Raw genomic sequence first — 23,041 nt, forward strand, 5'->3', positions numbered from 1 at the left:
GTCGGGGCGGGCGTGGTCGCCGCGGCGGCGGGCCCGGAGACCGGTCGGGCGGCGCCCGGGGGCGCGTCGCCGCCGGAGCGGAGCACGAGCAGGACCAGCAGCGGCAACGCGGCGGCCAGTGTGACGATCGCCAGCGCCCGGGCGCGCCGGTTGGTCATGGGCCACTCCCTCAGGTCGAGGTCACCGCGATGGTATCCATTGACGAACGACATGACTTGTGACCCAGGTCACATCGACACACCTCATCGGACGGTAAGGTGTGGACAATCGTCACCCCTTGCGAAGGGCTCGCCGATGATCAGACTCCCCACGCGACAGACCCGGCGGTTCAAAATCGTGAGCCTCGCCGCGGCCAGCCTCCTCCTCGCCAGCGTCGTGACCGCCCCACCGGGCAGCGCCGCACCCCAGTCGGCGCCGACCGGCACGGCGGACGCCAGCAACACCATCCCCGGCGTCGACGAGATCGTCAGCAGTCCCAACCTGCGGCAGATCGCCAACGTCCCGAAGCAGGCCCCGCTGGACGCCACCAACAGCGACCTCGCCTTCCAGGGCAAGTACGCCTTCGCCGGCAACTACAACGGCTTCGTCACCTACGACATCTCGAAGCCGAGCGCCCCGACGGTCGTGTCCTCGGTGTTCTGCCCCGGGTCGCAGAACGACATCTCCGTCCACGACGACCTGCTCTTCCTCTCCACCGACTCGCCGCGCAGCGACGACTCCTGCGACAGCGCCCAGGTGCCGAGCACGGAAACGGTCTGGGAAGGCATCAAGGTCTTCGACATCAGCGACAAGGCCAACCCCCGCTACATCAAATCGGTGCAGACCGCCTGCGGCTCGCACACCCACACCCTGGTGCCGGCAAAGGACGGGCGCTCGGTCTACCTGTACGTCTCGTCGTACGGGCCGCGGGACACCTACGTGGGCTGCGCCCCGCCGCACGACTCGATCTCCATCATCAAGGTGCCGCTGAGGAAGCCCACCGAGGCGGCGGTGGTGGCCACGCCGAACCTCTTCCCCGACGGCGGGTACGAGGGCGTCCCGGGCCAGAAGTCGGCCACCAGCGGCTGTCACGACATCACCGTCTACCCGCAGAAGGACCTGGCGGCCGGGGCCTGCATGGGTGACGGCATCCTGATGGACATCTCGAACCGCGAGGCGCCGCGGGTGATCAACCGGGTGCGGGACACCGTGAACTTCGCGTTCTGGCACTCGGCCACCTTCAACAACGCCGGCACCAAGGTGGTCTTCACCGACGAGCTGGGTGGTGGCGGCGCGGCGACCTGCAACGAGGCCGTCGGCCCGAACCGGGGCGCGGACGCCATCTACGACATCACCGGCCGCGGTGACGCGCGGACGATGGTTTTCCGCAGCTACTACAAGATCCCCCGCTACAACGCCGACACCGAGGTCTGCGTGGCGCACAACGGCTCGCTGATCCCCGTGTTCGGGCGGGACATCATGGTCCAGGCGTGGTACAACGGCGGCGTCTCGGTGTGGGACTTCACCGACTCGGCCCACCCGGAGGAGATCGCGTTCTGGGAGCGCGGGCCGATCTCGACCGACCGGCTGACCTTCGGCGGCAGTTGGTCCGCGTACTACTACAACGGACACATCTACTCCAACGACACCAGGAAGGGCCTCGACGTCCTGAAGCTGACCGACTGGCGGACCTGGACGGCGGAGCGGGTCCGGTACCGCGAGTTCAACGTGCAGACCCAGCCGCGCTACCGCGGCTGGTAACGGCACGACGCACCACCGGGCCCGGTCCCTCACGTCGAGGGGTCGGGCCCGGCCACGTCCCCGTGGCGGTGGGATCAGCTCACCGGCAGCTGGTAGCGCCGCTCGCCGCCGCCGGTCGCCGTGGTCAGCCGCACCTCGCCGCCGCGCAGGCCGTACGTCACCGACCAGCGGGTGTGCCCCTGCCGCACGTCGCGCAGGATCTCGAATGCCGCCGAGGCGTCCACCACCCCGCCGGCCCGGTCGAGTGCGGCGGCGATGGTGCCGTAGCGGTGGTCCTCGCGGCGGCGCTCCTCCGCGACACCGACGACCGGCACGTTGGTCAGCGCACGCCAGCCGCCCCGGCCCTGCTCGACCCGCATCCGGCCGTCGACGAACTCGACCACCGCCGACGCTCCGCCGGCGTCGGCGAGCAGGTAGTGCAGCGCCGGCCCGCCGTCGAAGTCCACGTTGTACCGCTCGAACACGGCGACCGCCTCGTCCACCGTGGCCGCGCGGTCGAGCACCAGCCGCAGGATCCGTACCGACCCGACGGTGGGCTTGCCGGGGTCGCGGATCGCCCGCGCCCCGTCGTCGGCGGCCAGCCCGACCGCCAGGCCCCGCTCGTTCATCCCGTCGAAGGGCAGCAGCGGCGCGTTGAGCAGCCGCCGGTCGCCGCTCGGGTCGGCACCCACCCCGAGGTACGACATGTCCACCACCGAGATGGTGGCGTACCCGTCCGGCGGGTCGGTGCGCAGCACCAGTGCGGGGTTGGCGTCCCAGTCGAAGTTGCGGGCGAACAGCGGCCGGGCGGGGTCACCGGCGGCGGCGAAGAGCGAGCAGCCGAACGGCTTCGCCTGCGGGCTCGCGTCGGTGCCGGCCGTCGGGTCGTACGCCCCGACGTACGTCATCTCGTAGAGCGGCAGGTCGTCGACCTTGCGCAGGCTGGCCAGGGTGCGCTCGACCTCGCCGGCGTCCTGGCGGGAGGCGGTCGGGATCCCGGCGGTGCTCGGCGCCGCCGGCCCGGGATCCGCGGGCTCCCCGGCGGAACACGCGGTCACGGCGAGCAGCAGGGCGGCACCGGCGCCCAGGAGAGTCCTCCGCATATCTCCTGAACGCTAGGGCAGGGATCGGCGGTTGTCCACCTGCCGCGATTCGTGTGGAGTCAGGACGCCGGGATGCGGCCCAGCTGGTCCCGGATCGCCTCGGGGGTCAGCGCGGGACGACCGCCCGGATGGCCGACGGTGGCGCCGGCGGCGGCGACCGCGTGGCGGGCCACCCGGTCGTGGGGATCGCCGCGGAGCAGGCCGACGGCGAGCGCGGCGACGAACGCGTCCCCGGCGCCGGTGCTGTCCACGGTGGGCGTCCGGGTCAGCGGCACGAACAGCTCGCCGTCGGGCCAGACGAAGGCGTTGCCCACCCCGGCCACCTCCACGGCCAGCAGGGAGGGACCCCGGCGCAGCAGCGTGCGCCCGGCGGCCAGCCCGCCGGCGGCGTCCCGCGGCGGGTCACCGGTGATCAGCGCGACCTCCCGCGCGTCGGCGCGCAGCACGTCGGCGACGGCGAGCAGCTCGTCGAGGGCGGCCGGGTCGTCCGGCGCCCCGTCGAGCACCACCAGCCGGCCGGCCTCCCGGGCCGCCCGGGCGGCGGCCAGGGCGGCCGCCGCGGGCTGCTGGAGCTGCACGAGCACCGCCCGCGCGGCGCGCAGCGCGCCGGCCGCCCCCGCCACGTCGGCGGCCGTGAGCAGCGTGGCCTGCGGCAGGTCCTCCAGGTAGCGCCAGTGGGCCGCGGCGTCGACCACGTCGACGATCAGCCCGGTCGGGGTGCCCGGCCGGCGCAGCACCGCGCCGACGTCGATCCCGTCGGCGCGCGCCTGTGCCAGCAGCCGCTCCCCGACCTCGTCGTCGCCGACCACACCGAGCAGCCCGACCGACGCGCCCAGCTGGGCGGCCGCCACGGCCTGGTTGGCACCCTTGCCGCCGAGCAGCTCGCGGCGGCGCCGTACCGGGACGCTGCGGCCGGCCCGCGGCACCTCCTCGATCAGCAGCACGAGATCCCGGGCCACCTGCCCGACCGCCATCACGTCCAGTCCCGCCATGCTCGGGTGTTACCCCCGCCGCAGCGGCGCCTCGTCGCCCCGGGCGCGGCGCGGGCCGACCAGCCGGCGCACCACCGGCGCCGCGTTCCACTTCGCCGCGCCGACCAGGTCGCGGGCGTGCTCCAGCACCGTGTAGTCGGGTCGGGCCCGGCCGGCGGCGATCGCCCGGTCCAGGTCGTTGCCGCAGCGGGTGAGCACGCTGTCGAAGTCGCGCCGGACCGGCTCCAGCAGGTCGTAGCGGAAGGAGCGGTGCATCCGCGCGAAGAACGGTTTGTAGAGCCGGGCCCGCTCGTGCAGTCCCGACGAGTACGACATCGGGTTCTTCGGCCGGCGGCGGACGTAGTCCGGCAGCAGGTCGGCGAAGGCCCGCCGGACGATCCACTTCTCCTGCCCGTCGCGCAGCTTCAGCCCGACCGGCAGCCGCATCGCCAGCTCCACCAGGCCGAGATCGAGGAACGGCACCCGGGCCTCCACCCCGTACGCCATGCTGGCCCGGTCCACCCGCTGCAGCTCGGTCCGGCACAGGTTGCGGATCTTGTGCAGGAACAGCCGGCGGGACGCCTCCGGGCCGACCTCGTGGTACATCGGATAGCCGCCGAACAGCTCGTCGGAGCCGTCCCCGGTGAGCACCACCTTCACCCCCAGCTCGCGCAGCCGGCGGAAGATCGGCACCGACACCACCGCGTTGATGATGTCGCCGTACTCGGTCAGCTCGGAGATCCGGATGGCCTCCCGGATGTCGGTCAGCCGGATGTCGCGCGGGCGCAGCTCGATCACCTCGTGGGGCACCCCGAGGTCGCGGGCGAGCCGCCGGGCGTACGCGACGTCGGGGCTCTCCGGCACGCCGACCGTCACCGCGACGCAGTCCGGGTGCATCCGGTGGACGTGCAGCAGGGCCAGCGAGCTGTCCAACCCGCCGGAGAGCACCACCCCCACGGTGAGGTCGGTGTCCACCCGCATCCGGATGCTGTCCGTGAGGGCGGTACGGACGAGCAGGGCGGCCTCGTCCGGATCCTCCACCACGGGCAGTCCCTCACCGAGGGCGAGCAGGTCCACGTACGGCCGCAGCCGCACCGGCGCGTCGGATTCCACCCAGCCGTGGTGACCCGGCGGCACCTCGGCGATCGGTGTGCCGTGCCCGACCAGGGCCTTGACCTCGCTGGCCACGTACAGGCAGCCCGGGGTCCGGGTCCAGTACAGGGGCTTGACGCCGAGCGGGTCGCGGACCAGGTAGGCGCGGCCGCTGGCCCGCTCCACCACGGCGAAGGCGTACTCGCCGCGCAGCCGGGCCACCATCGCCTCACCCCAGCGCTGGAACGCCGCCAGCACCACCTCGGTGTCGCTGGCGTTGCGGAAGCGGTGCCCGAGCGCGGTCAGCTCCGCCCGCAGCTCGTAGTGGTTGAAGACCTCGCCGTTGTAGCAGAGCACCCACTGCCCGTCGTCGGAGGTCCACGGCTGCACCGCCCGCTCCCGGTCCACCACCCGCAGCCGCCGCACGCCGGTGAGCAGGCCGTCCTCGTACCGGGTCTCGGTGACCTCGCCGCGCGGGGCGAGGGTGGCGAGCATCCGCCGGAAGATCGCCGGGTCGGCCTCCGGCCCGAGGCTCAACGCTATGCCGCACATCGCTCACACCCCCATCTCGGCTTCGTACGCCCGGCGCAACCGCCGGCGGGCGCCCGGGGCGAGGCACACGTGCCAGGTCTGCCCCTCGTCGACCACATTGACCTCGCCGGCGCGCTGGCGGGCCAGCAGCAGGCCGGCGAGGGCGTCCCGGGCGCCGAAGCGGCCGAACCAGTCCATTTCCACGTCCACCGCCCAGCCGAGGCAGTGGCCGCTGGGCACCATGGCCGCGTACCCGAGCCGGCGCAGCCGGTACTGGTGCTCGGCGCTGCGGACCAGGCTGGTCACCCAGAGCGGCGGGGTGCCCGGCGGCGTACTGGCGGCGAACTCCCGGCCGAGGTCGTTGAGCAGGGCCACGACCTCCCGGCGGGCCCGGCGGAACAGTAGGCCGGCGGTGCGCGGCGTGGCGTCGGGGCGCAGCCGCCGCCGCGCCGCCCGCACCGCGCGCCCGAACACGGTGCCGGGCTGTTCCTGGTAGCGGAAGCGCAGCAGGTCCCGCCGGCGCAGCCACTCCAGGTCGACCAGGTCGGGGCTGCCGTTGACCTGCTCGTCGGTGAGGAAGGTGGTGGCGTCGCGCCACCACATCACGTCGATGCGGGAGAGCAGGTAGATCCGGACCAGCGCGGTGAGGTCGGCGGCCGAGTTGCGCGGGTTGGGCTGGTACCGGGCCATCTCCAGCAGCAACGTCTCGCGCGCGCCGACGAGGCCCTGCGGGGTGGCGTCGAGCACTGCCGCGATCGCCGGCTCGCGCAGGCGCTCGTCGATCAGGACCTGCCGGGCGGCGGTGCAGGACGCGGCGGCGAGGGCGCCGATCTCCACCAGCAGGTCCGCCACGGCCGACCGGTAGGCGTCGAGGTCGGGGCCGGCGGCGGGGAGCCGGTGGGGCAGCCCGGAGGGCGCGCGTCGCCGGGTCCGGGCGCCGGGCGTGACGGAGGGACCGGGTTGCTGTCCCGGGCTTCGACTGGGCACTCGCATGGTCGGGTCCTCTCTCCCGTCACGACGTCACGGGGTGCATCGCCCTGGACAACACCGTAATCAGGCGAGCGGGGAGAAGTCCGAACAATCCTCCTATCTGCCCCGAAGGGAGACGGGACTGGCCGGGTGGTGGCAGCAGCGCCACCCCGGGACGAACCGCTACGGCCGCGACGGCGAGCTCCACCGCTGCACCTCGGCATACGAGGGCGGCTCGGGGCGCGGCGGGGCGCCGGCGCGGACGGCGTCCAGGGCAGCCAGGGCGGCGCCGACCGCCGCCCGGAACAGCAGCGAGCCGGTGCTCACCCGGGCCACCCCAAGCTCCCCCAACTCGTCCAGGCCGGGCCCGTCCGGCTGGAGGAGCACGTTGAGCGGGGCGTCGACCGCGGCGGCGAGGCGACCGACGGTGGCGGCGTCCGGCACCCCCGGCACGAAGATCCCGTCGGCGCCGGCGTCCCGGTAGGCTCGGGCCCGGCGCAGGGTCGCCGGCAGCGGGTCGGGCGTCCCCAGCCACCAGGTGTCGGTCCGGGCGTTGACGAACACCTCCGGCGCCGCCGCCTTGACCGCCGCCACCTTGGCCGCGGTCAGCTCCGGCGGAGCCAGACCGCCGTCCGGGCGGCCGTCCTCGATGTTGACCCCGACCACGCCGAGTGCGGCCAGTTCGGCGACCAGGTCGGCGACCGCCGCCGGGTCGTCGCTGAACCCGGCCTCGACGTCGACGGTCAGCAGGACCGGAAGCCGGCGCAGCAGCCGGGCCAGCCGGAGGGTCTCCGCCCGGGTCGCCGCGGCCCCGTCGGGCAGGCCGGCGGCCGCGGCCACGCCCAGGCTGGTGGTGCCGACCGCCGGATGCCCGCGCGCGGCGAGCGCGGCGGCGCTGGCGTGATCCCAGGCGTTGGGCAGCAGCAGCGGCCGACCGGCGTGGTGCAGGGCGTGGAAGGTGGCGCAGCGGCCGTTCGTCATCGCGGTCGCACCTCGAAGCGGGTCGGGACGCGCAGCAGCGCGTGCGGCTCGGGTGCCACCGGGCCGGGGACCGGGCGGCAGCGGTGCCGCAGCACGTCCACCACACCGGCGGCCAGGGCGAGGGCGTGCCGCTGCCCGGGGCAGTCGCGGGGGCCCACGCCGAACGTCAGTGCCGCGCCCGGGCGGCCCGGCCGCACGTCGTCCGGATCCGGGAAGACCGCCGGGTCCCGGTTGGCGGCGTCGAAGCGCAGCAGCACCGCGCTGCCGGGCGCGACGTCCCGCCCGGCGAGCCGGGCCGGGCCGGCGGTGACCCGCCGGGTGCCGCGTACCGGCGGTTCGAGCCGCAGCACCTCGACGAGCAGGTCGACGGTCGGCACGCCGGCCGGCAACGTCAGTGCGTGCCGGGCAGCGGCGCCGATCAGGCCGGCGGTGGCGTCGCAGGCCTGGACCAGCAGGCCGATCCGGTTGGCCCGGACCTCCGGCGGGGCCGGCGGTGTCATCGCGAGCAGCGCCGCGACGGCCCGGTCGGCCCGCCGGACCGCCGCCGGTCCGGCGCCGAGATGGTAGGCGCCGGCGACCGCGGCCACCGCCGGCGCGGCGGCGTCCGGGTCGGCGAGGCCCAGCCGGGCCGCCAGCACCCGCAGCGGTACGCGCCGCGCCAGTGCGGCCATCACGTCCAGCCGGTCACCGGCGCCGTCGAGGACATCGCCGGTGAGTCGGGCCGCCGCCGTGCACAGCTCGTCGGGGTCGAGACCGGCCAGCGCCGCGACGGCGACCGCCCGCCGGGCCGGGTGCCGGTCCGGGGCGCTGAACCGGCTCACCGTGCCGCGCAGCCAGGCGAGGGTGCCCGGCGGGCCGGGTTCGGCGACCGGCACCCGGTAGGCGGGGTCGGTGAGCACGGCGCGCACGTCGGCGTGCCGGGTCACCATCCAGCCGGCGGCGGGATCGAGGACGGGCGGCTCGCACGGGGGCGTGCCCGGCACGGGCGCGATGGTGGGTCGGTCGACGGTCACGGCCCGACGGTAGGCCCGGATCGCTTCGGCCCTCGCCGAAAAGTGCGGGTCGCGGCAGGTTCGGACTGTCGGGGCCCTGCCGCACGTGGCGTCGATGATCGGGAGGGGCGGACGGGCGGGGTCAGGCGCGGCCGCCGCCGGTGTCCGGGACGGCGGCCGGCGCGAGGTCGGTCGGGGCCACGCCCAGGGCCTCGGCGAGCGCGGGGCGACCGGCCGGGGTCAGCCGCACCGCCCGGCCGGTGCCCCGGCTCAACCAGCCCAGGTCGAGCAGGCGGGCGCAGAGCGCCGCGCCGAGCGCGCCGGCCAGGTGCGGCCGGCGTTCGGTCCAGTCGAGGCAGTCGCGCACCAGCGGCCGTCGGGCCGCCCGCAGCGGCGCCACCGGCACGTCCAGCCGGTCGAGCCAGTCGCCGCCGGCGGGAGTCAGCACCAGCCCGCCCGCGTCGTCCAGCAGCCCGCGGTTCAGCATCGCGTCGCGCAGCAGCACCCCGAGCCGGCCGGCCAGGTGGTCGTAGCAGGTGCGGGCGTACGCCAGCGCGGCGCCGGCCCGGATGGCGCGCAGCGAGCGGGCGGGCGGCGGCCCGACCGGGGCGTGGCCGGCCAGGTGCTCGACCAGCTCGGCCACCGACGTCCCGGCGAGCCGCAGGTAGCGGTGCCGGCCCTGCCGCCGTTCGGTCAGCAGGCCGCCGCGCACCAGCCGGTCCAGGTGCTCGCTCGCGGTGGACGGCGCCACCCCGGCGGCGCGGGCCAGCTCCCCCGCCGTCCAGGCCCGGCCGTCCAGCAGGGCCAGGCAGAGGCTGGCCCGGGTGTCGTCGGCGAGCAGGGCGGCGAGCCGGGCCAGGGCCGCACCGTCGGGCAGGGTGGCGCGCATCATCGGCCCATGCTGGCACGGCGACGGTTCGGCGGCGACCGACGGGTCGAGGGACTCTTTACAACGTTGTATCCATCGTTGTAGAAACGGACGGACCGATCCTGGCCGACACACCACCACCCGAGGCAGGTCTGATGGGACAACTCCGCCGTGGCGGCGCGCTCGCCGCCGTACTCGGTCTGCTGCTGGCCGCAACGGCATCCGCGCCGGCCGCCGCCAACTCCGGCCCCCGCTACCGCAACCCCGCCTCAGCCGGGTTCGCCGACACCTTCGCCGACCCGGTGATCGTGCGGGGCGAGGACGGCTTCTGGTACGCCTACGGCACCACCGACCCGCTGCGAGAGGGCGAGAGGACGTTCCACCGGGTGCCCACCGCGCGCTCCGCCGACCTGGTCGACTGGACGTACGTCGGGGACGCCTTCGGCGCCGACCAGCGCCCGCCCTACGCGGCGCCCGGCGCCGGCTACTGGGCGCCCGACGTGCGCCGGGTCGACGGCCGGTGGGTCATGTACGTGACGGTCACCGACACCACCGCCTCGGCCGAGGGCGGCGACTTCGCGATCGGAGCGGCGACCGCGCCCACCCCGACCGGCCCGTGGACCTTCGCCGACCAGCCGGTGGTCGCGCCCCGCCCCGGTGGCGGCGGGGGCTGGTTGTGGACCATCGACCCGAGCCAGTTCACCGACGTCGACGGCCGGCACTACCTGTACTACGGCAGCTACTACGGCGGGGTCTCGGTCACCGAACTCTCCCCGGACGGGCTGCGCGCGGTCGGCGAGCCGACCCTGGTGGCGATCGACAACAAGTTCGAGGGCAGCTACGTGCTGCGCCACGACGGCTGGTACTGGCTGTTCGCCTCCACCGCGAACTGCTGCGCCGGCCCGGCCACCGGCTACTCCGTCCACGTCGGCCGGTCGCGCAGCCCAGGGGGACCGTTCGTCGACCGGCACGGCGTTTCGCTGACCGCCTCCCGGGCCGGCGGCACCCCGGTGCTCACCCAGAACGGAAACCGGTGGATCGGCACCGGCCACAACGGCTTCCTCACCGACCTGTCCGGGCAGGACTGGATCGTCTACCACGCCCTCGACCGGGCCGACCCGTACCTGGACGAGCCGTTCGGCATCAACGAGCGGCCGATGCTCCTGGATCGCCTCGACTGGATCGACGGCTGGCCGACCGTGAACGCGGGCGCCGGCCCGTCGGACGGAACCCGGCCCGCGCCGGTGACCACCGGCCAGGTCGACGAACGGTTCGACAGCACCCTGGCCGGCTGGACCGCCACCGCGGGCGACTGGCGGATCGCCGACGGCCGGTTGACCGGCGGCGGTGCCCTGAGCAGCCGTACCACCGTGGGCGGGGACGTGCGGGCGGAGGCCGACCTGCGCCTGACCGGCGCCGAGTCCGCCGGCCTCACCCTGGCTGGCCGGGTGCAGGTGCGGGTGGACGTGGCCGGTGGCCGGCTGGTAGCCCGCGACGGCGCCCGCACGGCGAGCGGGCCGCTGCCGGCCGGGCTCGACCCGGCCGACCGGCACCATCTCGCCGTCGAGGTACGCGGCCGGCAACTCGTCGCCGAGCTGAGCCCGGCCCGCCTCGGCGACCAGCTCGCCGTGGTCTCGCTGCGGCTGGACCGCCCGGTCCCCGGCCGCGTCGGGCTGACCGCGACCGGCGGCACCGCCGATTTCGACAACGTCAGCGTCGCGCGGCTGAACCGGCCGGCCCGGCACGCCGTGCCCGAGCCCCGGGTCGGCGGCCTGCTGCCGGCGTTCTCCGACGAGTTCACCGACGGGCTGGCCCCGGACTGGCGGTGGGTCCGCCCGGACCCGGCGGCCACCGTCTCCGCCGGCACGCTGCGCTGGCCGGTGCAGGACGCCGACCTGGTTGGTGCCGGCAACACGGCGAGCGTGCTGCTGCGCGACGCCCCGACCGGCGACTACGTGGTGGAGACGAAGGTGACCCTCGACCTGGGCGAACAGACCGTCCGCAACCACCAGCAGGCCGGCCTGGTCGCCTACGTCCACGACGACCGGTTCGCCCGGCTGGCCCAGGTGGCGATCTGGAACACCCGGCAGGTCGAGTACGGCCACGAACTGCCCTTCGCCGGCCAGCCCGGCTACGGCGGGAACATCGTCGGTGCCCCGGCCACCACCACCTGGCTGCGCCTGGCGCACCGGCTCGACCCGGCCGGCGGGGAGCACGAGTTCCGCGCCGGCTCCAGCCGCGACGGGCGCACCTGGACCTGGGGCGGGGTGTGGACCTTCCCGGCCGACACCACGCCCCGGATCGGCCTGGTCGCCCACGGCGGCGCGGAGCCGGCGGTCACCGCCGCGTTCGACTACCTGCGCTTCCACCGCTGACGGTGGACCCCGCCCCGGGGGCGCGGGACGGTGCCCCGGCCGGGACCCGGCCGGGGCACCGGTGCCGTCACAGCTTCTCGTAGCAGGGCGCGTCCAGCCGGTACGCCTGGGCGGTCGGGCCGGTGAACAGGTCCCGGACCTGGCTCACCCCGGTCGGGGACGCCTTGTCCGGCTTGTAGACCGCGGTGACCCGGACCGCGCCGTCGTTCGGCCCGGCCGCGTAGTTGCCGGCGGTCGCCGGCAGCATGCCCTCGTAGTCGACCGAGGTGAGCGACGTGACCGCCTTGAGCAGACCGGCCCGGGTCAGGTCGCCGTCGGCGACCGCCTTGGTCAGCGCGGCCCTCATCGGGTACGACCACACCCAGCCGGCGGTGTAGCCGTCGTTCGGGGTGACCCCGGGCAGCGCCTCCCGCAGCGCCCGGTGCCCCTGGGTGTCGCTGCTCCACGTGTTCCACGGTGCGGTCTGCTCGTAGCGGGCCAGCAGCGCGGGGGCGGCCGGACTCTGCAGCAGCGCCGGGTTCCAGGTGGGGCTGGTGCCGATGAACCGGCCGGCGAAGCCGCGCGCCACGGCCTGGCCGACGATGGTGGCCGCGTCGGCCGGGCCCATGGTCAGCACCACCAGGTCGGGCCGGCCGGTGAGGATGGCCTGGATGGCGCCGGCCTGCTTGTCCGCGCCCGAGTCGGTCTTGACGTCGGTGAAGGTCAGCCCGAGGGCCTGCGCGGCGAGCTTCACCCCGGCCGCGGCGTCGTCACCGTAGTCGCCGGCCAGGTGCACCGCCATCACCGACTTCGGGGCGTACGCCTCGCGGGCGTAGTCGAGGGCGTTCATCGACTCGATGCAGTAGTTGGCGCCGGACTCGACGATGACGTCCTCGAAGGCGTAAGCGGAGGTCCACGCCGCGGGCGCGGCGATGACGTTGCTGGCCTTCATGTCGGCCAGGATCGCCCCGGTGGTGGGCGAGCCGAGGCTCTGCGCCAGCGCCAGCACGTTCGGCTTGATCTCCTGGTAGACCTGGTTGTGGGTCTGCGGGTTGTACTTGTTGTCCCGCACGTAACGGGTGACGTCCACCTCGTAGTCGCCGATCCCGCCCGCGGTGTTGACCCGCTTCCAGAACGCCTTCTGCGCGTCGGTGATCGGCACCGCGAGGGCCCGGAACGGCCCCTCGGTGAGGTCGGAGATGATGCCGAGGTAGATGCAGCCCTTGTTCTTGTCCACCGCCTCCGGGCACGGCTCGGACGTGACGCCCACGTCGGTCTTCAGTCCGGAGGCGTCGGTGGTGGTGTCACCGCCCCGGCAGGCGGTGAGCACCCCGGCCAGCAGTATCAGGGCCGCCCCGAGGGCGATCCGCGACGTCGGTCTTCCCATGGCTTCCTCGCTCGGTCAGTAGGAGAACGGCCACGCCTTCCAGTAGTTGCGGGCCCGGATCCACAGTCCGAACAGCCCGCGCGGTTCGAAGATGAGGAAGACGATGATGAGTACGCCGTAGAGGATCGTCTCCACCTGGAAGACGTTCGGCACCTCGTTCGGCTGGGTGCTGACGAACGGCACCCACGCCTGCAGTTCCCGGGTGAGCCGGGGCAGCAGGGTGATGAAGAACGCCCCGGCGATGGCGCCGGAGATGGTGCCCGCGCCGCCGATGAGCACCATGGCGATGTACTGCACGGAGAGCAGCAGGCTGAACGAGCCGGGGTCGAAGAACCCGGTGACGGTGTAGAGCAGCGCCCCCGCGCAGCCGGCGTAGAACGACGACACCGCGAAGGCGACGGTCTTGTACCGGGGCAGGTTCACCCCGATCACCCCGGCGGCGATGTCCCGGTCGCGGATCGCGGTGAACGCCCGCCCGATCCGGGAGCGGGCCAGGTTCCGGGCGGCCACGGCGAAGACGAGCAGCAGCACCAGCATCAGCCAGTACAGCTTCTGGTCCCGGGTGGCGACGGCGTCGGTGACCGCGAGGGGCCGGCCGAGGAACTCCAGGGTGGCCGCCGGCCGGCCCACCCCGGCGCCGCCGGTCAGCGCCGACCACTCGTTGAACACGTGCTGGCCGATGAAGACCAGGCCGAGCGTGACGATGGCCAGGTAGAGCCCGCGCAGCCGGGTGGCCAGCGGCGCGACCAGCACCCCGGCCAGGGCGGCGACCAGCCCGGCGGCCGGCAGCCAGAGCGCGATGTCGGTGACGCCGAGGCCGATCACCCGCCCGTCCGGGTCGCCGCTGAGCCCCGCCGCGGTGTACGCGCCGATGCCGAGGAAGAACGCGTGGCCGAGGGAGACCTGGCCGGCGTACCCGGTGACCAGGCCCAGCCCGATGGCGCCGATCGCCGCCACGCAGCAGACCGCGAGCAGTTGCAGCAGGTCGTCGGTGAGCAGGAACGGCAGCGACAACGCGAGCACCAGCAGCGCCGCCGTCCACCACCGCTTGGCCGGAGTGTCCAGCAGCGCCAGGTCCTCCGCGTAGGAGGTCCGCAGCAGCGGTCTGCCGCGCGGCCGGGAGTTGCTCATACCCGCTCCACCTCCCGCGTACCGAACAGCCCGTACGGCCGCACCAGCAGCACGACCAGCATCAGCACGTACGGGGTGATGACCGAGATGTTGCCGCCGAGCCAGGCGACGTCGTTGGCGTAGGTGGCCACGAGTTCCTGGAGCACCCCCACGGCGAGCCCGCCGATCACGGCGCCGGGCAGCGAGTCCAGCCCACCCAGGATGATCACCGGCAGGGCGGTCAGCGCGACCAGCCAGAGCCCGCCGTCCACGCTGCCCCCGGCGGCGGCGAAGGTACCGGCCACCGCGGCCAGCCCGCCGGCGAGCGCCCAGCTGATCGCGAAGACCGCGCCGACCGAGACGCCATGCGCCAGCGCCGCCTCCTGGTCCAGCGCGGCGGCCCGCATCGCCAGCCCGGTGCGGGTGAACCGGAAGAACGCGAACAGCGCGGCGACCAGCAGCGCGGCGGCGACGACGGCCGCGGCGTGCCGCTGCTGCATCTGCACCGGACCCAGCGGGAGGGTGCGCAACTGCCACGGGTCGCCGACGTGCCGCACGTCCAGCCCGATGAACGCGTTGACCACCACCCGCACCGCGACGTCCACGCCGAGGGTGATGATGGCGACCACGAACGCCGGCCGGCCGACCATCGGCCGCACCGCGGTGCGCTCCACGCCGAGGGCGAGCAGCCCGGTGCCGGCCGCCGCGAGCGGCACGGCTGCCCAGAAGCCGACCGCCGGGCTGAGGTAGGTCACCGCGACGACCCCGGCCAGCATGAAGGCCGGTTGGGCGAAACTGATCACCCGGGTGGCCTTGTAGATGATGACGAAGCCGAGGGCGAGCAGCGCGTAGACGCTGCCGGTGCCGAGCCCGCGCAGCAGGCTCTCGATCAGCTCGGTCACCGGTCACCGCCGGGGGCGTAGAGCTCGTCGACCAGGTCGGCGAAGGCCCGGCCGACCGCCTCCCGGCGGACCTTCTGGGTGGCGGTCAGCTCGCCGTCGTCCTGGTCGAGCTCCTTGGGCAGCAGCCGGAAGCGCCTGACCTGCTCCACCGGCGGGTGCCGGCGGTTGACCTCGTCGACCACCGAGCCGATCAGCTCCACCACCTCCGGCTTACTGGTCAGGTCCCGGTAGGTGGTGTACGGCAGCCGGCGCCGCTGCGCCCACTGCCCCACCGTGTCGACCTCGATGCCGATCAGCGCCGCCAGGTAGGGCCGCCGGTCGCCGACCAGCACCGCCTCCTTGACGTACGGGGACGCCTTCAGCTCGTTCTCGATCCCGGCGGGGCCGATGTTCTTCCCACCCGCGGTGATCATGATGTCCTTGGCCCGGCCGGTGATCCGCACGTGCGTGCCGCACACCCACTCGCCGATGTCGCCGGTGTGCAGCCAGCCGTCCGGCTCCCGCACCGCCGCGGTGGCCGCCGGGTCGTCGAGGTAGCCGGCGAAGACGCCCGGGTGGCGGGTGAGGATCTCTCCGGTGGTCTCGTCGATGCGCAGCTCGACGCCGTCCTGCGGTTCGCCGACCGTACCCAGCTTCACCCGGCCGGGCCGGTTGCCGGTGGCGATCGCCGAGTTCTCCGTCATGCCGTACACCTCGTGCATCGGCACCCCGATGCCCATGAAGAAGCGCAGCACCTCGGGAGCGATCGGCGCGGCCCCGGAGGCGGCGTAGCGGACTCGGCGCACGCCGATCCGGTCGCGCAGCGCCCGGTAGCAGAAGACCCAGCCGATCGCGTACGCCAACCGGGTGGCCGGGGTGTGCCGGCCGCCGGTGGCGACCAGTCGCCCGCCGATCCGGTCGGAGACCCGCAGCCAGAACCGGGCGACGGCCCGCTTGACCGGGGAGGCCGACGCGACCCGGATGGTGACCGAGGCGAGGATCTTCTCCCAGATCCGGGGCACCCCGAACAGGATGGTGGGCTGGACCTCACGCAGGTTCGCCGGCACGGTGGCGATGGACTCGGCGAAGTTGACCTGAACCCCGGCCCCGGCGTTGCTCCAGGTGGTGAAGACCCGTTCGGCCACGTGGCACAGCGGCAGGTACGACAGCAGCAGGTCGTCGGGGGCGGGTGGCGGGGAGGCCAGGCCCCCGCCGTCGGTGACGGTCCGGATCGCGAAGTCCACGTTGGCGACGCTCAGCATGGCACCCTTGGGCCGGCCGGTGGTGCCGGAGGTGTAGATCAGGGTGGCCAGGTCGGCGTTGGTCGCGGCGGCCATCAGCCGCTGCACCGCGCCGGGGTGGGCGGCCCGGTGCTCGGCACCCAGCGCGAGCAGTTCGTCCCAGCCGAGCAACGCCGGATGGTGGTAGCCGCGTACCCCCCGCGGCTCCAGGTACACCACCCGGTGCAGGTCCGGGCAGTCGTCGAGCACGGCGAGGGCCTTGTCGACCTGTTCCTGGTCCTCGGCGACGAGCACCCGGGCCGCGGAGTGGGCCAGCAGCCAGCCGACCTCGGCGGCGGGGCTGGTCGGGTAGAGCCCGACGGTCGCCGCACGCACGGCGACGGCGGCCACGTCGGTCCAGCACCACTCGCGCCGGTTCTCGGCCAGCACCGCCACCCGCTCCCCCGGGCGTACGCCGAGGGCCAGCAGGCCGTGCCCGACGGTCAGCACGGTGTCCCAGTAGGACGCCCAGGTGACCTCCTGCCAGATGCCACGGACCTTCTCCCGCATCGCCACCCGGTGCGGGGTGGCGCCTGCTCGGTCGCGTACCCGCGAGGCGATCGTGGTGGCGGCGGCGCCGGCGGTGCCGACGGGGGCCGTCCCGGACGGCGCGGTGGTGGCGGTCACGCCGCGGTCACCTCCCCCAGATACGCGCGGACCACGTCGGGGTGGGTCTGGACCTCCGCCGGGGTGCCGGTGGCCACCGGCTGCCCGAAGTCGACCACCAGGACCCGGTCGGCGAGGTCCATCACCAGGCCCATGTCGTGCTCGACCAGCACCATCGGCACGCCCAGCTCCTCGCGGACGTCGAGGATGTAGCGGGCCATGTCCTCGGTCTCCTCCAGGTTCATCCCGCCGACCGGTTCGTCGAGCAGCAGCAGCTTCGGCTCCATCGCCAGGGCTCGGCCCAGCTCCACCCGTTTCTGCACCCCGTACGGCAGCAGCCCGACCGGCATCCGCCGCCACTGCTCCAACTCCAGGAACTCGACGATCTCCTCCACCGCGGCCCGGGCGGCGAGCTCCTCGCGGCGGGCCCGGCCCCGCCACAGCACCGCGGCGAGGGGCCCGTAGCGGATGTGGTGGTGCCGGCCGAGCAGGAGGTTCTCCAGCACGGTGAGGTTGGCGAAGAGCTCGACGTTCTGGAAGGTGCGGGCCAGGCCCAGCGCGGCGATCTCGTGCGGCCGCCGGCCGACCAGGTCGACGCCGTCGAAGACCACCCGGCCGGACTGCGGGCGGTAGACCCCGGAGAGCACGTTGAAGATGGAGGTCTTGCCGGCGCCGTTCGGGCCGATGATGGCGAACAGCTCCTGCCGGCCGACGGTGAAGCTGACCCCGTCGACGGCACGGACCCCGGCGAAGCTGAGCCGGACGTTGGAGAAACGCAGGATCTCCTGGTCGGTCATGACAACCACCGCTTCCGTCGCCGGTAGTGCTTGACGTCCCGGAACGACCGGCGGCCGGACCCGTCGCCGGCGTGCAGCCCCAGGTAGAACTCGCGTACGTCGTCGTCGGCGAGCAGCTGGGCCGCCGGCTTGTCGAGCACCACCCGGCCGGTCTCCAGCACGTAGCCGTGCGCGGCGATGGAGAGCGCCATGGTGGCGTTCTGCTCGACCAGCAGCACGCCGGTGCCGGCGGCGTTGATCCGCACGATCAGCTCGCGGACCTGCTCGACCAGGCGGGGGGCGAGCCCGAGGCTCGGCTCGTCCAGCAGCAGGTAACGCGGTCCGGCCATCAGCGCCCGGCCCATCGCCAGCATCTGCTGCTCGCCGCCGGAGAGGTAGCCGGCCGCCCGGCGGCGCCGCTGCGCGAGCACCGGGAAGAGCCCGAACACCTCGTCGAGCCGGGCCGGGATCCGACGCGGGTCGGTGTGCCCGCCCAGGCGCAGGTTCTCCTCCACGGTCAGCTCGCCGAAGATCCGCCGGCCCTCCATCACCTGGCTGATCCCCCGCCGGACGATCGCGGCGGGGCGCAGCCGGTGCAGCGGTTCGCCGTCGAGGGTGACCTCGCCGCGGACCACGTCGCCGTCGTGGATGTCGAGCAGGCCGGTGATCGCGCGCAGCAGCGTCGTCTTGCCCGCGCCGTTGGCCCCGAGCAGGGCCACGATCCCGCCCGGCGGGACGGTGACGCTCAGCCCACGCAGCACGAGCATCACGTCGTCGTAGACGACCTCAAGGTTTCGCACCTGCAGCATGGCCGGCGCCCCCTAAGGGCTCACTGTGGCGTGCGCCACAAGTTACCGAGCATTAAACCCCGCGGAACGTCCCCGCAAAAGATCGGATCGCGCGGATCTTCGCCCGCTCAGCCCGGGCCACCCGGCCGGTTCTGCTGCCCCCGCAGCTGGCGGGGTTCGCCGGCTGATCGGCGCTGGCGGTGGTCGCCACGGTCCTTCTTGAGACGGCCGGGGCCACCCGCCGGTGCAGGGTGCGGCGGGCGGCACCGACGCCGGCCGGCGGACCTCGGGGCGGTGATGTGCCGGTCGCAGGAGCGGGCGCGCGGGCGTGATGAAAGGCTTGTCGCATGAGTTCCGCACCCGTATCGACCGATCCCGCCCCGGCCGCCGACGATTCCTCCGCCTTCGCGGATCTGGGCCTGCGCGCCGAGCTGCTGAAGGCGCTGGCCGCCCTGGGCTACGAGGAGCCCACGCCGATCCAGCGGGAGGCGATCCCGCCGCTGCTGGCCGGGCGGGATCTGCTGGGCCAGGCCGCCACCGGTACGGGCAAGACGGCGGCGTTCGCGCTGCCGCTGCTGCAGCGGATGCCCGACGACCGGCCCGGCGGCAACCCGGTGGCGCTGGTGCTGGTGCCGACCCGCGAGCTGGCCGTGCAGGTCTCCGAGGCGTTCCACCGGTACGGCAAGGACCTGGGCGCGCGGGTGCTGCCGATCTACGGCGGGCAGCCCATCGGCCGGCAGCTGCGGGCCCTGGACGCCGGGGTGGACGTGGTGGTGGCCACCCCCGGCCGGGCCCTGGACCACATCGCCCGGGGCACGCTGAACCTGGGCGCGCTGGCCACCGTGGTGCTCGACGAGGCCGACGAGATGCTGGACATGGGCTTCGCCGAGGACATCGAGGCGATCCTGGAGCACGCGCCGCAGCAGCGGCAGACCGTGCTCTTCTCGGCCACCATGCCCGCCCGCATCGACGGGTTGGCCCGGCAGCACCTGACCGACCCGGTCCGCATCCTGATCGCGCGGGAGCAGCCGGTGGCCGGCGAGGCGCCCCGGGTGCGGCAGAACGCCTACATCGTCGCCCGGGCGCACAAGCCGGCGGCGCTGGGCCGGGTGCTGGACGTGGAGTCCCCCACCGCGGCGATCGTCTTCTGCCGCAGTCGGGAGGAGGTCGACCGGCTCACCGAGACCATGAACGGGCGCGGCTACCGGGCCGAGGCGCTGCACGGCGGGATGAGCCAGGAGCAGCGGGACCGGGTGATGGGCCGGCTGCGCGCCGGCACCGCGGACCTGCTGGTGGCCACCGACGTGGCCGCCCGGGGACTTGATGTGGAGCAGCTCACCCACGTGGTCAACTACGACGTGCCGTCGGCGCCGGAGTCATACGTGCACCGGATCGGCCGGGTCGGGCGCGCCGGGCGGGAGGGCGTGGCGATAACCCTGGCCGAACCGCGCGAGCACCGGATGCTCAAGACCATCGAGCGGGTCACCGGGCAGCGGATCACCATCGACAAGATCCCGACGGTGGCGGACCTGCGGACCCGCCGGTTGGAGCTGACCCAGGCGGCGCTGCGGGAGAGCCTGCTGGAGGACGACCTCGACCCCTACCGGGCGATCGTGGAGTCGCTGACCGACGAGTTCGACCTGGTCGAGGTCGCCCTGGCCGCGGCGAAGCTGGCGCACGAGGCGACATCGCCGGGGGCCGCCGACGAGGAGGAGATCCCGCAGGTCCCGGTGCGGGGCCCGCGCGAGGGCCGGCCGGAGGTTGGGGGCCGGGGCGAGCGGCGCGGCGGCGGCCGGCCCCGCCCGGGCGGCACCACCACCCAGGTTTTCGTGGGGCTGGGCCGGCGCGCCGGGGTCCGCCCGCAGGACCTGGTAGGGGCGATCACCGGGGAGACCCGGATCAGTGGCCGGGACATCGGCTCGATCGAGATCGCCGACCGGTTCTCCCTGATCGAGGTTCCGCAGGCGGTCGCCGACGAGGTGATCGCCGGGCTGCGCGGCAGCACCATCAAGGGCCGCCGGGCGACCGTACGCCGGGACCGGGACAGCGACGGCGGCGGGGAGCGCCGCTTCGACGGCGGCGACCGGGGCGAGCGCCGCTACCGGGACGCCGGCGGGGACCGCCGCGACCGGCGGTGAGACCCGCCGGGGCCCCCGGTCGTGGTCGACCGGGGGCCCCGTGCGCGGCCGGTCAGGCCGCGGCGAGCGCCGGGCCGTCAAGGGCCTCCGCGTCGATGTCGGCCGGGCGCAGGGCCAGGGCGAGCACGTCGGCGACGTCGGCCAGCGTGTGCACGGTCAGCGCCCCCCGCACCTCGGCGGGCAGGTCGTCGAGGTCCGGCTCGTTGCGGGCCGGGATGATCACCTCGGTCAGGCCGGCCCGGTGCGCGGCGAGCAGCTTCTGCTTCACCCCGCCGATGGGCAGCACCCGGCCGGAGAGGGTCACCTCGCCGGTCATGCCGAACTCGGGGCGTACCGGCCGGCCGGTCACCAGCGAGGCGAGCGCGGTGACCATGGTGATGCCGGCGCTGGGCCCGTCCTTCGGCACCGCGCCCGCCGGGACGTGCAGGTGGATCCGCCGCCCGGCCAGGGTGTTCGGGTCCAGCCCGAACCGGCGCCCGTTGGAGCGCAGGTACGACCAGGCGATGTGCGCCGATTCCTTCATCACGTCGCCGAGCTGCCCGGTCAGGGTCAGCCCCGGGTCGCCCTCCATGCTGGTGGCCTCGATGAAGAGCACGTCGCCGCCGGCGCCGGTGACGGCCAGGCCGGTGGCCACGCCGGGAACCGCCGTCCGCTCCGCCGACTCCGGGGTGAACCTCGGCCGCCCCAGGTAGGTGGCGAGGTTGCCGGTGTCGACCCGGACCGGTGCCGGGTCGGTCGCCAGGGTCACCGCGACCTTGCGGAGGATCTTCGCCAGCGACCGCTCGAACTGCCGCACGCCGGCCTCCCGGGTGTACTCACCGGCGATGCGGGCCAGCGCGGCGTCGTCGATCGACACCTCGTCGGCGGTCAGCCCGGCCCGTTCCCGCTGCCGGGGCAGCAGGTGGTCGCGGGCGATGGCGACCTTCTCGTCCTCGGTGTACCCGTCCAGGGTGACCAGCTCCATCCGGTCCAGCAACGGGCCGGGGATGGTCTCCACCACGTTGGCGGTGGCCAGGAAGAGCACGTCGGACAGGTCGAGGTCGACCTCCAGGTAGTGGTCGCGGAAGGTGTGGTTCTGCGCCGGGTCGAGCACCTCCAGCAGGGCCGCGGCCGGGTCGCCGGCGTAGCCGACCGCCAGCTTGTCGACCTCGTCGAGGAGCACGACCGGGTTCATCGAGCCGGCCTCGCTCAGCGCCCGGACGATCCGGCCGGGCAGCGCGCCGACGTAGGTACGCCGGTGGCCGCGGATCTCGGCCTCGTCGCGGACGCCGCCGAGGGAGACCCGGACGAAGGTGCGGCCGAGGGCGCGGGCGATCGACTCGCCGAGGCTGGTCTTGCCGACGCCGGGTGGGCCGGCGAGGGCGAGCACGGCGCCGGAGCCGCGCCCGCCGACGACGCCGACGTTGCGCGCCGCCCGCCGGTTACGCACGGCGAGGTACTCCAGGATGCGGTCCTTCACGTCGCCCAGGCCGGCGTGGTCGGCGTCGAGCACCGCGCGGGCCGCGGCGAGGTCGCTGTTGTCCTCGGTACGTGTGGTCCACGGCATCTCCAGCACCGTGTCCAGCCAGGTGCGGATCCAGCCCGCCTCCGGGGAGGCGTCGCTGGCCCGCTCCAGCTTGCCGACCTCGCGCAACGCGGCCTCGCGGACCTTCTCCGGCAGTTGGGCGGCCTCGACCCGGGCCCGGTAGTCGGCGGAGCCGTCCGGCTCGTCCTCGCCGAGTTCCTTGCGGATGGCGGCGAGCTGCTGGCGAAGCAGGAACTCCCGCTGGGACTTCTCCAGCCCTTCACGGACGTCGGTGTTGATCTGCTCAGCGACCTCCTGCTCGGCCAGGTGCTCCTTCACCCAGCCGACCAGCAGCTCCAGCCGGGCGGTCACGTCCGGCGCGGCGAGCAGCTCGGTCTTCTGGGCCAGGCTGAGCCAGGAGACGTAGCCGGCGGAGTCGGCCAGCTCGGAGAGGTCGGTCATCCGCTCGATCGCGTCGATGACCTGCCACGCGCCGCGCTGTTGCAGAACCGAGGTCATCAGGGCGCGGTACTCGCGGGCGAGCTCGCGGGCCCGGCCGGCCGGGGCGGGCTCGGGCAGCTCGGTGGCCTCGACCCAGAGGGCGGCACCGGGGCCCGGCACGCCGGAGCCGATCCGGGCGCGGGCCAGGCCGCGGATCACGGCGGCCGGTTCGCCGCTGGGCAGCCGGCCGACCTTCTCGATGGTGGCGACCGCGCCGACCGGGCCGTACTCGCCGTCGATGCGGGGCACGGCGAGCAGCTTGCGGTCGCCGGTGGCGCGGGCCGCGTCGACGGCGGCCTGGGTGGTCGGGTCGAGGGTCACCGGGATGACCATGCCGGGCAGCAGCACGGCGTCGGTCAGGGGAAGTACCGGAAGAGTTGCCATCGAACACCTGCTATCGAGTTGGGTTGAGCGTGTCCAACTCAAGTAACAAAGCGTTCCCCTTGTTCCGTCATGTGATCCAGACCACGTCCGGCGGCCGGGCGCCGGG

17 protein-coding genes are annotated in these 23,041 nt (G+C 74.4%); 3 read left to right on the plus strand and 14 right to left on the minus strand.

All coding sequences use genetic code 11. The features are described from left to right. Nucleotides 1-294: 294 nt before the first annotated feature. A complete protein-coding gene (locus tag C1I99_RS09965; RefSeq protein WP_111133928.1) occupies nucleotides 295-1,740 on the plus strand; it encodes an LVIVD repeat-containing protein in 1,446 nt (481 codons plus the stop codon). 74 nt (nucleotides 1,741-1,814) lie between these two features. Here the strand turns inward: C1I99_RS09965 and C1I99_RS09970 are convergent, their stop codons facing one another. The 7 genes from C1I99_RS09970 to C1I99_RS10000 all read right to left on the minus strand — a co-directional run bounded on the left by C1I99_RS09970 (nucleotide 1,815) and on the right by C1I99_RS10000 (nucleotide 9,250). After that, nucleotides 1,815-2,822, minus strand: a complete 1,008-nt coding sequence (locus C1I99_RS09970; protein WP_111133929.1) for a carcinine hydrolase/isopenicillin-N N-acyltransferase family protein — start codon at nucleotides 2,820-2,822, stop codon at nucleotides 1,815-1,817. 59 nt (nucleotides 2,823-2,881) lie between these two features. After that, the gene (locus C1I99_RS09975; RefSeq protein WP_233512438.1) at nucleotides 2,882-3,814 is read right to left on the minus strand and encodes a PfkB family carbohydrate kinase; all 933 of its coding nucleotides are present in this window, start codon (nucleotides 3,812-3,814) and stop codon (nucleotides 2,882-2,884) included. Nucleotides 3,815-3,823: 9 nt separating this feature from the next. Further along, a complete protein-coding gene (locus C1I99_RS09980) occupies nucleotides 3,824-5,437 on the minus strand; it encodes an asparagine synthetase B family protein (protein WP_111133930.1) in 1,614 nt (537 codons plus the stop codon). Between the two features lie 3 nt (nucleotides 5,438-5,440). Beyond that, nucleotides 5,441-6,409, minus strand: coding sequence for a DUF5715 family protein (locus C1I99_RS09985; protein WP_111133931.1), 969 nt, complete (start codon nucleotides 6,407-6,409; stop codon nucleotides 5,441-5,443). A 159-nt stretch (nucleotides 6,410-6,568) separates the two neighbouring features. After that, nucleotides 6,569-7,366 (minus strand): isocitrate lyase/PEP mutase family protein, encoded by a 798-nt coding sequence (locus C1I99_RS09990; protein ID WP_111133932.1) that lies wholly within the window; start codon nucleotides 7,364-7,366, stop codon nucleotides 6,569-6,571. Then, entirely contained in the window at nucleotides 7,363-8,379 is a 1,017-nt protein-coding gene (locus tag C1I99_RS09995) for a cytochrome P450 (protein ID WP_233512439.1), read from the minus strand. The genes C1I99_RS09990 and C1I99_RS09995 overlap by 4 nt, the downstream gene beginning before the upstream one ends. A 121-nt stretch (nucleotides 8,380-8,500) precedes the next feature. After that, a complete protein-coding gene (locus C1I99_RS10000; protein ID WP_233512440.1) occupies nucleotides 8,501-9,250 on the minus strand; it encodes an ArsR/SmtB family transcription factor in 750 nt (249 codons plus the stop codon). A gap of 131 nt (nucleotides 9,251-9,381) precedes the next feature. Between C1I99_RS10000 and C1I99_RS10005 the strand changes: the two genes are divergently transcribed. After that, a complete protein-coding gene (locus C1I99_RS10005; protein WP_111133933.1) occupies nucleotides 9,382-11,601 on the plus strand; it encodes a family 43 glycosylhydrolase in 2,220 nt (739 codons plus the stop codon). 67 nt (nucleotides 11,602-11,668) lie between these two features. Here the strand turns inward: C1I99_RS10005 and C1I99_RS10010 are convergent, their stop codons facing one another. From C1I99_RS10010 to C1I99_RS10035, 6 genes are read right to left on the minus strand one after another with little or no spacing between them, the layout of a single operon-like run. Further along, a complete protein-coding gene (locus tag C1I99_RS10010; protein ID WP_233512441.1) occupies nucleotides 11,669-12,967 on the minus strand; it encodes an ABC transporter substrate-binding protein in 1,299 nt (432 codons plus the stop codon). Between the two features lie 15 nt (nucleotides 12,968-12,982). Then, entirely contained in the window at nucleotides 12,983-14,098 is a 1,116-nt protein-coding gene (locus tag C1I99_RS10015) for a branched-chain amino acid ABC transporter permease (RefSeq protein ID WP_111133934.1), read from the minus strand. After that, a complete protein-coding gene (locus tag C1I99_RS10020) occupies nucleotides 14,095-14,979 on the minus strand; it encodes a branched-chain amino acid ABC transporter permease (RefSeq protein ID WP_111133935.1) in 885 nt (294 codons plus the stop codon). The genes C1I99_RS10015 and C1I99_RS10020 overlap by 4 nt, the downstream gene beginning before the upstream one ends. Then, nucleotides 14,976-16,865 (minus strand): AMP-dependent synthetase/ligase, encoded by a 1,890-nt coding sequence (locus C1I99_RS10025; protein WP_233512442.1) that lies wholly within the window; start codon nucleotides 16,863-16,865, stop codon nucleotides 14,976-14,978. Before C1I99_RS10025 ends, C1I99_RS10020 begins: the two co-directional genes overlap by 4 nt. Then, the gene (locus C1I99_RS10030; RefSeq protein ID WP_111133936.1) at nucleotides 16,862-17,641 is read right to left on the minus strand and encodes an ABC transporter ATP-binding protein; all 780 of its coding nucleotides are present in this window, start codon (nucleotides 17,639-17,641) and stop codon (nucleotides 16,862-16,864) included. Before C1I99_RS10030 ends, C1I99_RS10025 begins: the two co-directional genes overlap by 4 nt. Continuing rightward, nucleotides 17,638-18,429, minus strand: a complete 792-nt coding sequence (locus C1I99_RS10035; RefSeq protein ID WP_111133937.1) for an ABC transporter ATP-binding protein — start codon at nucleotides 18,427-18,429, stop codon at nucleotides 17,638-17,640. The genes C1I99_RS10030 and C1I99_RS10035 overlap by 4 nt, the downstream gene beginning before the upstream one ends. 326 nt (nucleotides 18,430-18,755) lie before the next feature. On the opposite strand from C1I99_RS10035, the gene C1I99_RS10040 reads away from it, so the two are divergent. Beyond that, complete coding sequence (locus C1I99_RS10040) at nucleotides 18,756-20,546, plus strand: DEAD/DEAH box helicase (RefSeq protein WP_111133938.1); 1,791 nt, start codon at nucleotides 18,756-18,758, stop codon at nucleotides 20,544-20,546. A 52-nt stretch (nucleotides 20,547-20,598) separates the two neighbouring features. On the opposite strand, the gene lon is transcribed toward C1I99_RS10040, so the two are convergent. After that, nucleotides 20,599-22,935, minus strand: coding sequence for an endopeptidase La (gene lon, locus C1I99_RS10045; RefSeq protein ID WP_111133939.1), 2,337 nt, complete (start codon nucleotides 22,933-22,935; stop codon nucleotides 20,599-20,601). Nucleotides 22,936-23,041: the final 106 nt, after the last annotated feature.

The sequence above is a fragment of the Micromonospora deserti genome (assembly GCF_003236335.1).
In the GTDB taxonomy this organism is placed as follows: Bacteria; Actinomycetota; Actinomycetes; order Mycobacteriales; family Micromonosporaceae; genus Micromonospora; species Micromonospora deserti.

What these genes read in the sequence shown, in the direction of transcription:
- C1I99_RS10010 (WP_233512441.1), bottom strand. Translation starts at nt 12,967, where the DNA reads ATGGGAAGACCGACGTCGCGGATCGCCCTCGGGGCGGCCCTGATACTG.
- C1I99_RS09990 (WP_111133932.1), bottom strand. Translation starts at nt 7,366, where the DNA reads ATGACGAACGGCCGCTGCGCCACCTTCCACGCCCTGCACCACGCCGGT.
- lon (WP_111133939.1), bottom strand. Translation starts at nt 22,935, where the DNA reads ATGGCAACTCTTCCGGTACTTCCCCTGACCGACGCCGTGCTGCTGCCC.
- C1I99_RS09985 (WP_111133931.1), bottom strand. Translation starts at nt 6,409, where the DNA reads ATGCGAGTGCCCAGTCGAAGCCCGGGACAGCAACCCGGTCCCTCCGTC.
- C1I99_RS10005 (WP_111133933.1), top strand. Translation starts at nt 9,382, where the DNA reads ATGGGACAACTCCGCCGTGGCGGCGCGCTCGCCGCCGTACTCGGTCTG.
- C1I99_RS10000 (WP_233512440.1), bottom strand. Translation starts at nt 9,250, where the DNA reads ATGATGCGCGCCACCCTGCCCGACGGTGCGGCCCTGGCCCGGCTCGCC.
- C1I99_RS09965 (WP_111133928.1), top strand. Translation starts at nt 295, where the DNA reads ATGATCAGACTCCCCACGCGACAGACCCGGCGGTTCAAAATCGTGAGC.
- C1I99_RS10015 (WP_111133934.1), bottom strand. Translation starts at nt 14,098, where the DNA reads ATGAGCAACTCCCGGCCGCGCGGCAGACCGCTGCTGCGGACCTCCTAC.
- C1I99_RS09980 (WP_111133930.1), bottom strand. Translation starts at nt 5,437, where the DNA reads ATGTGCGGCATAGCGTTGAGCCTCGGGCCGGAGGCCGACCCGGCGATC.
- C1I99_RS10035 (WP_111133937.1), bottom strand. Translation starts at nt 18,429, where the DNA reads ATGCTGCAGGTGCGAAACCTTGAGGTCGTCTACGACGACGTGATGCTC.
- C1I99_RS10030 (WP_111133936.1), bottom strand. Translation starts at nt 17,641, where the DNA reads ATGACCGACCAGGAGATCCTGCGTTTCTCCAACGTCCGGCTCAGCTTC.
- C1I99_RS09975 (WP_233512438.1), bottom strand. Translation starts at nt 3,814, where the DNA reads ATGGCGGGACTGGACGTGATGGCGGTCGGGCAGGTGGCCCGGGATCTC.
- C1I99_RS10040 (WP_111133938.1), top strand. Translation starts at nt 18,756, where the DNA reads ATGAGTTCCGCACCCGTATCGACCGATCCCGCCCCGGCCGCCGACGAT.
- C1I99_RS09970 (WP_111133929.1), bottom strand. Translation starts at nt 2,822, where the DNA reads ATGCGGAGGACTCTCCTGGGCGCCGGTGCCGCCCTGCTGCTCGCCGTG.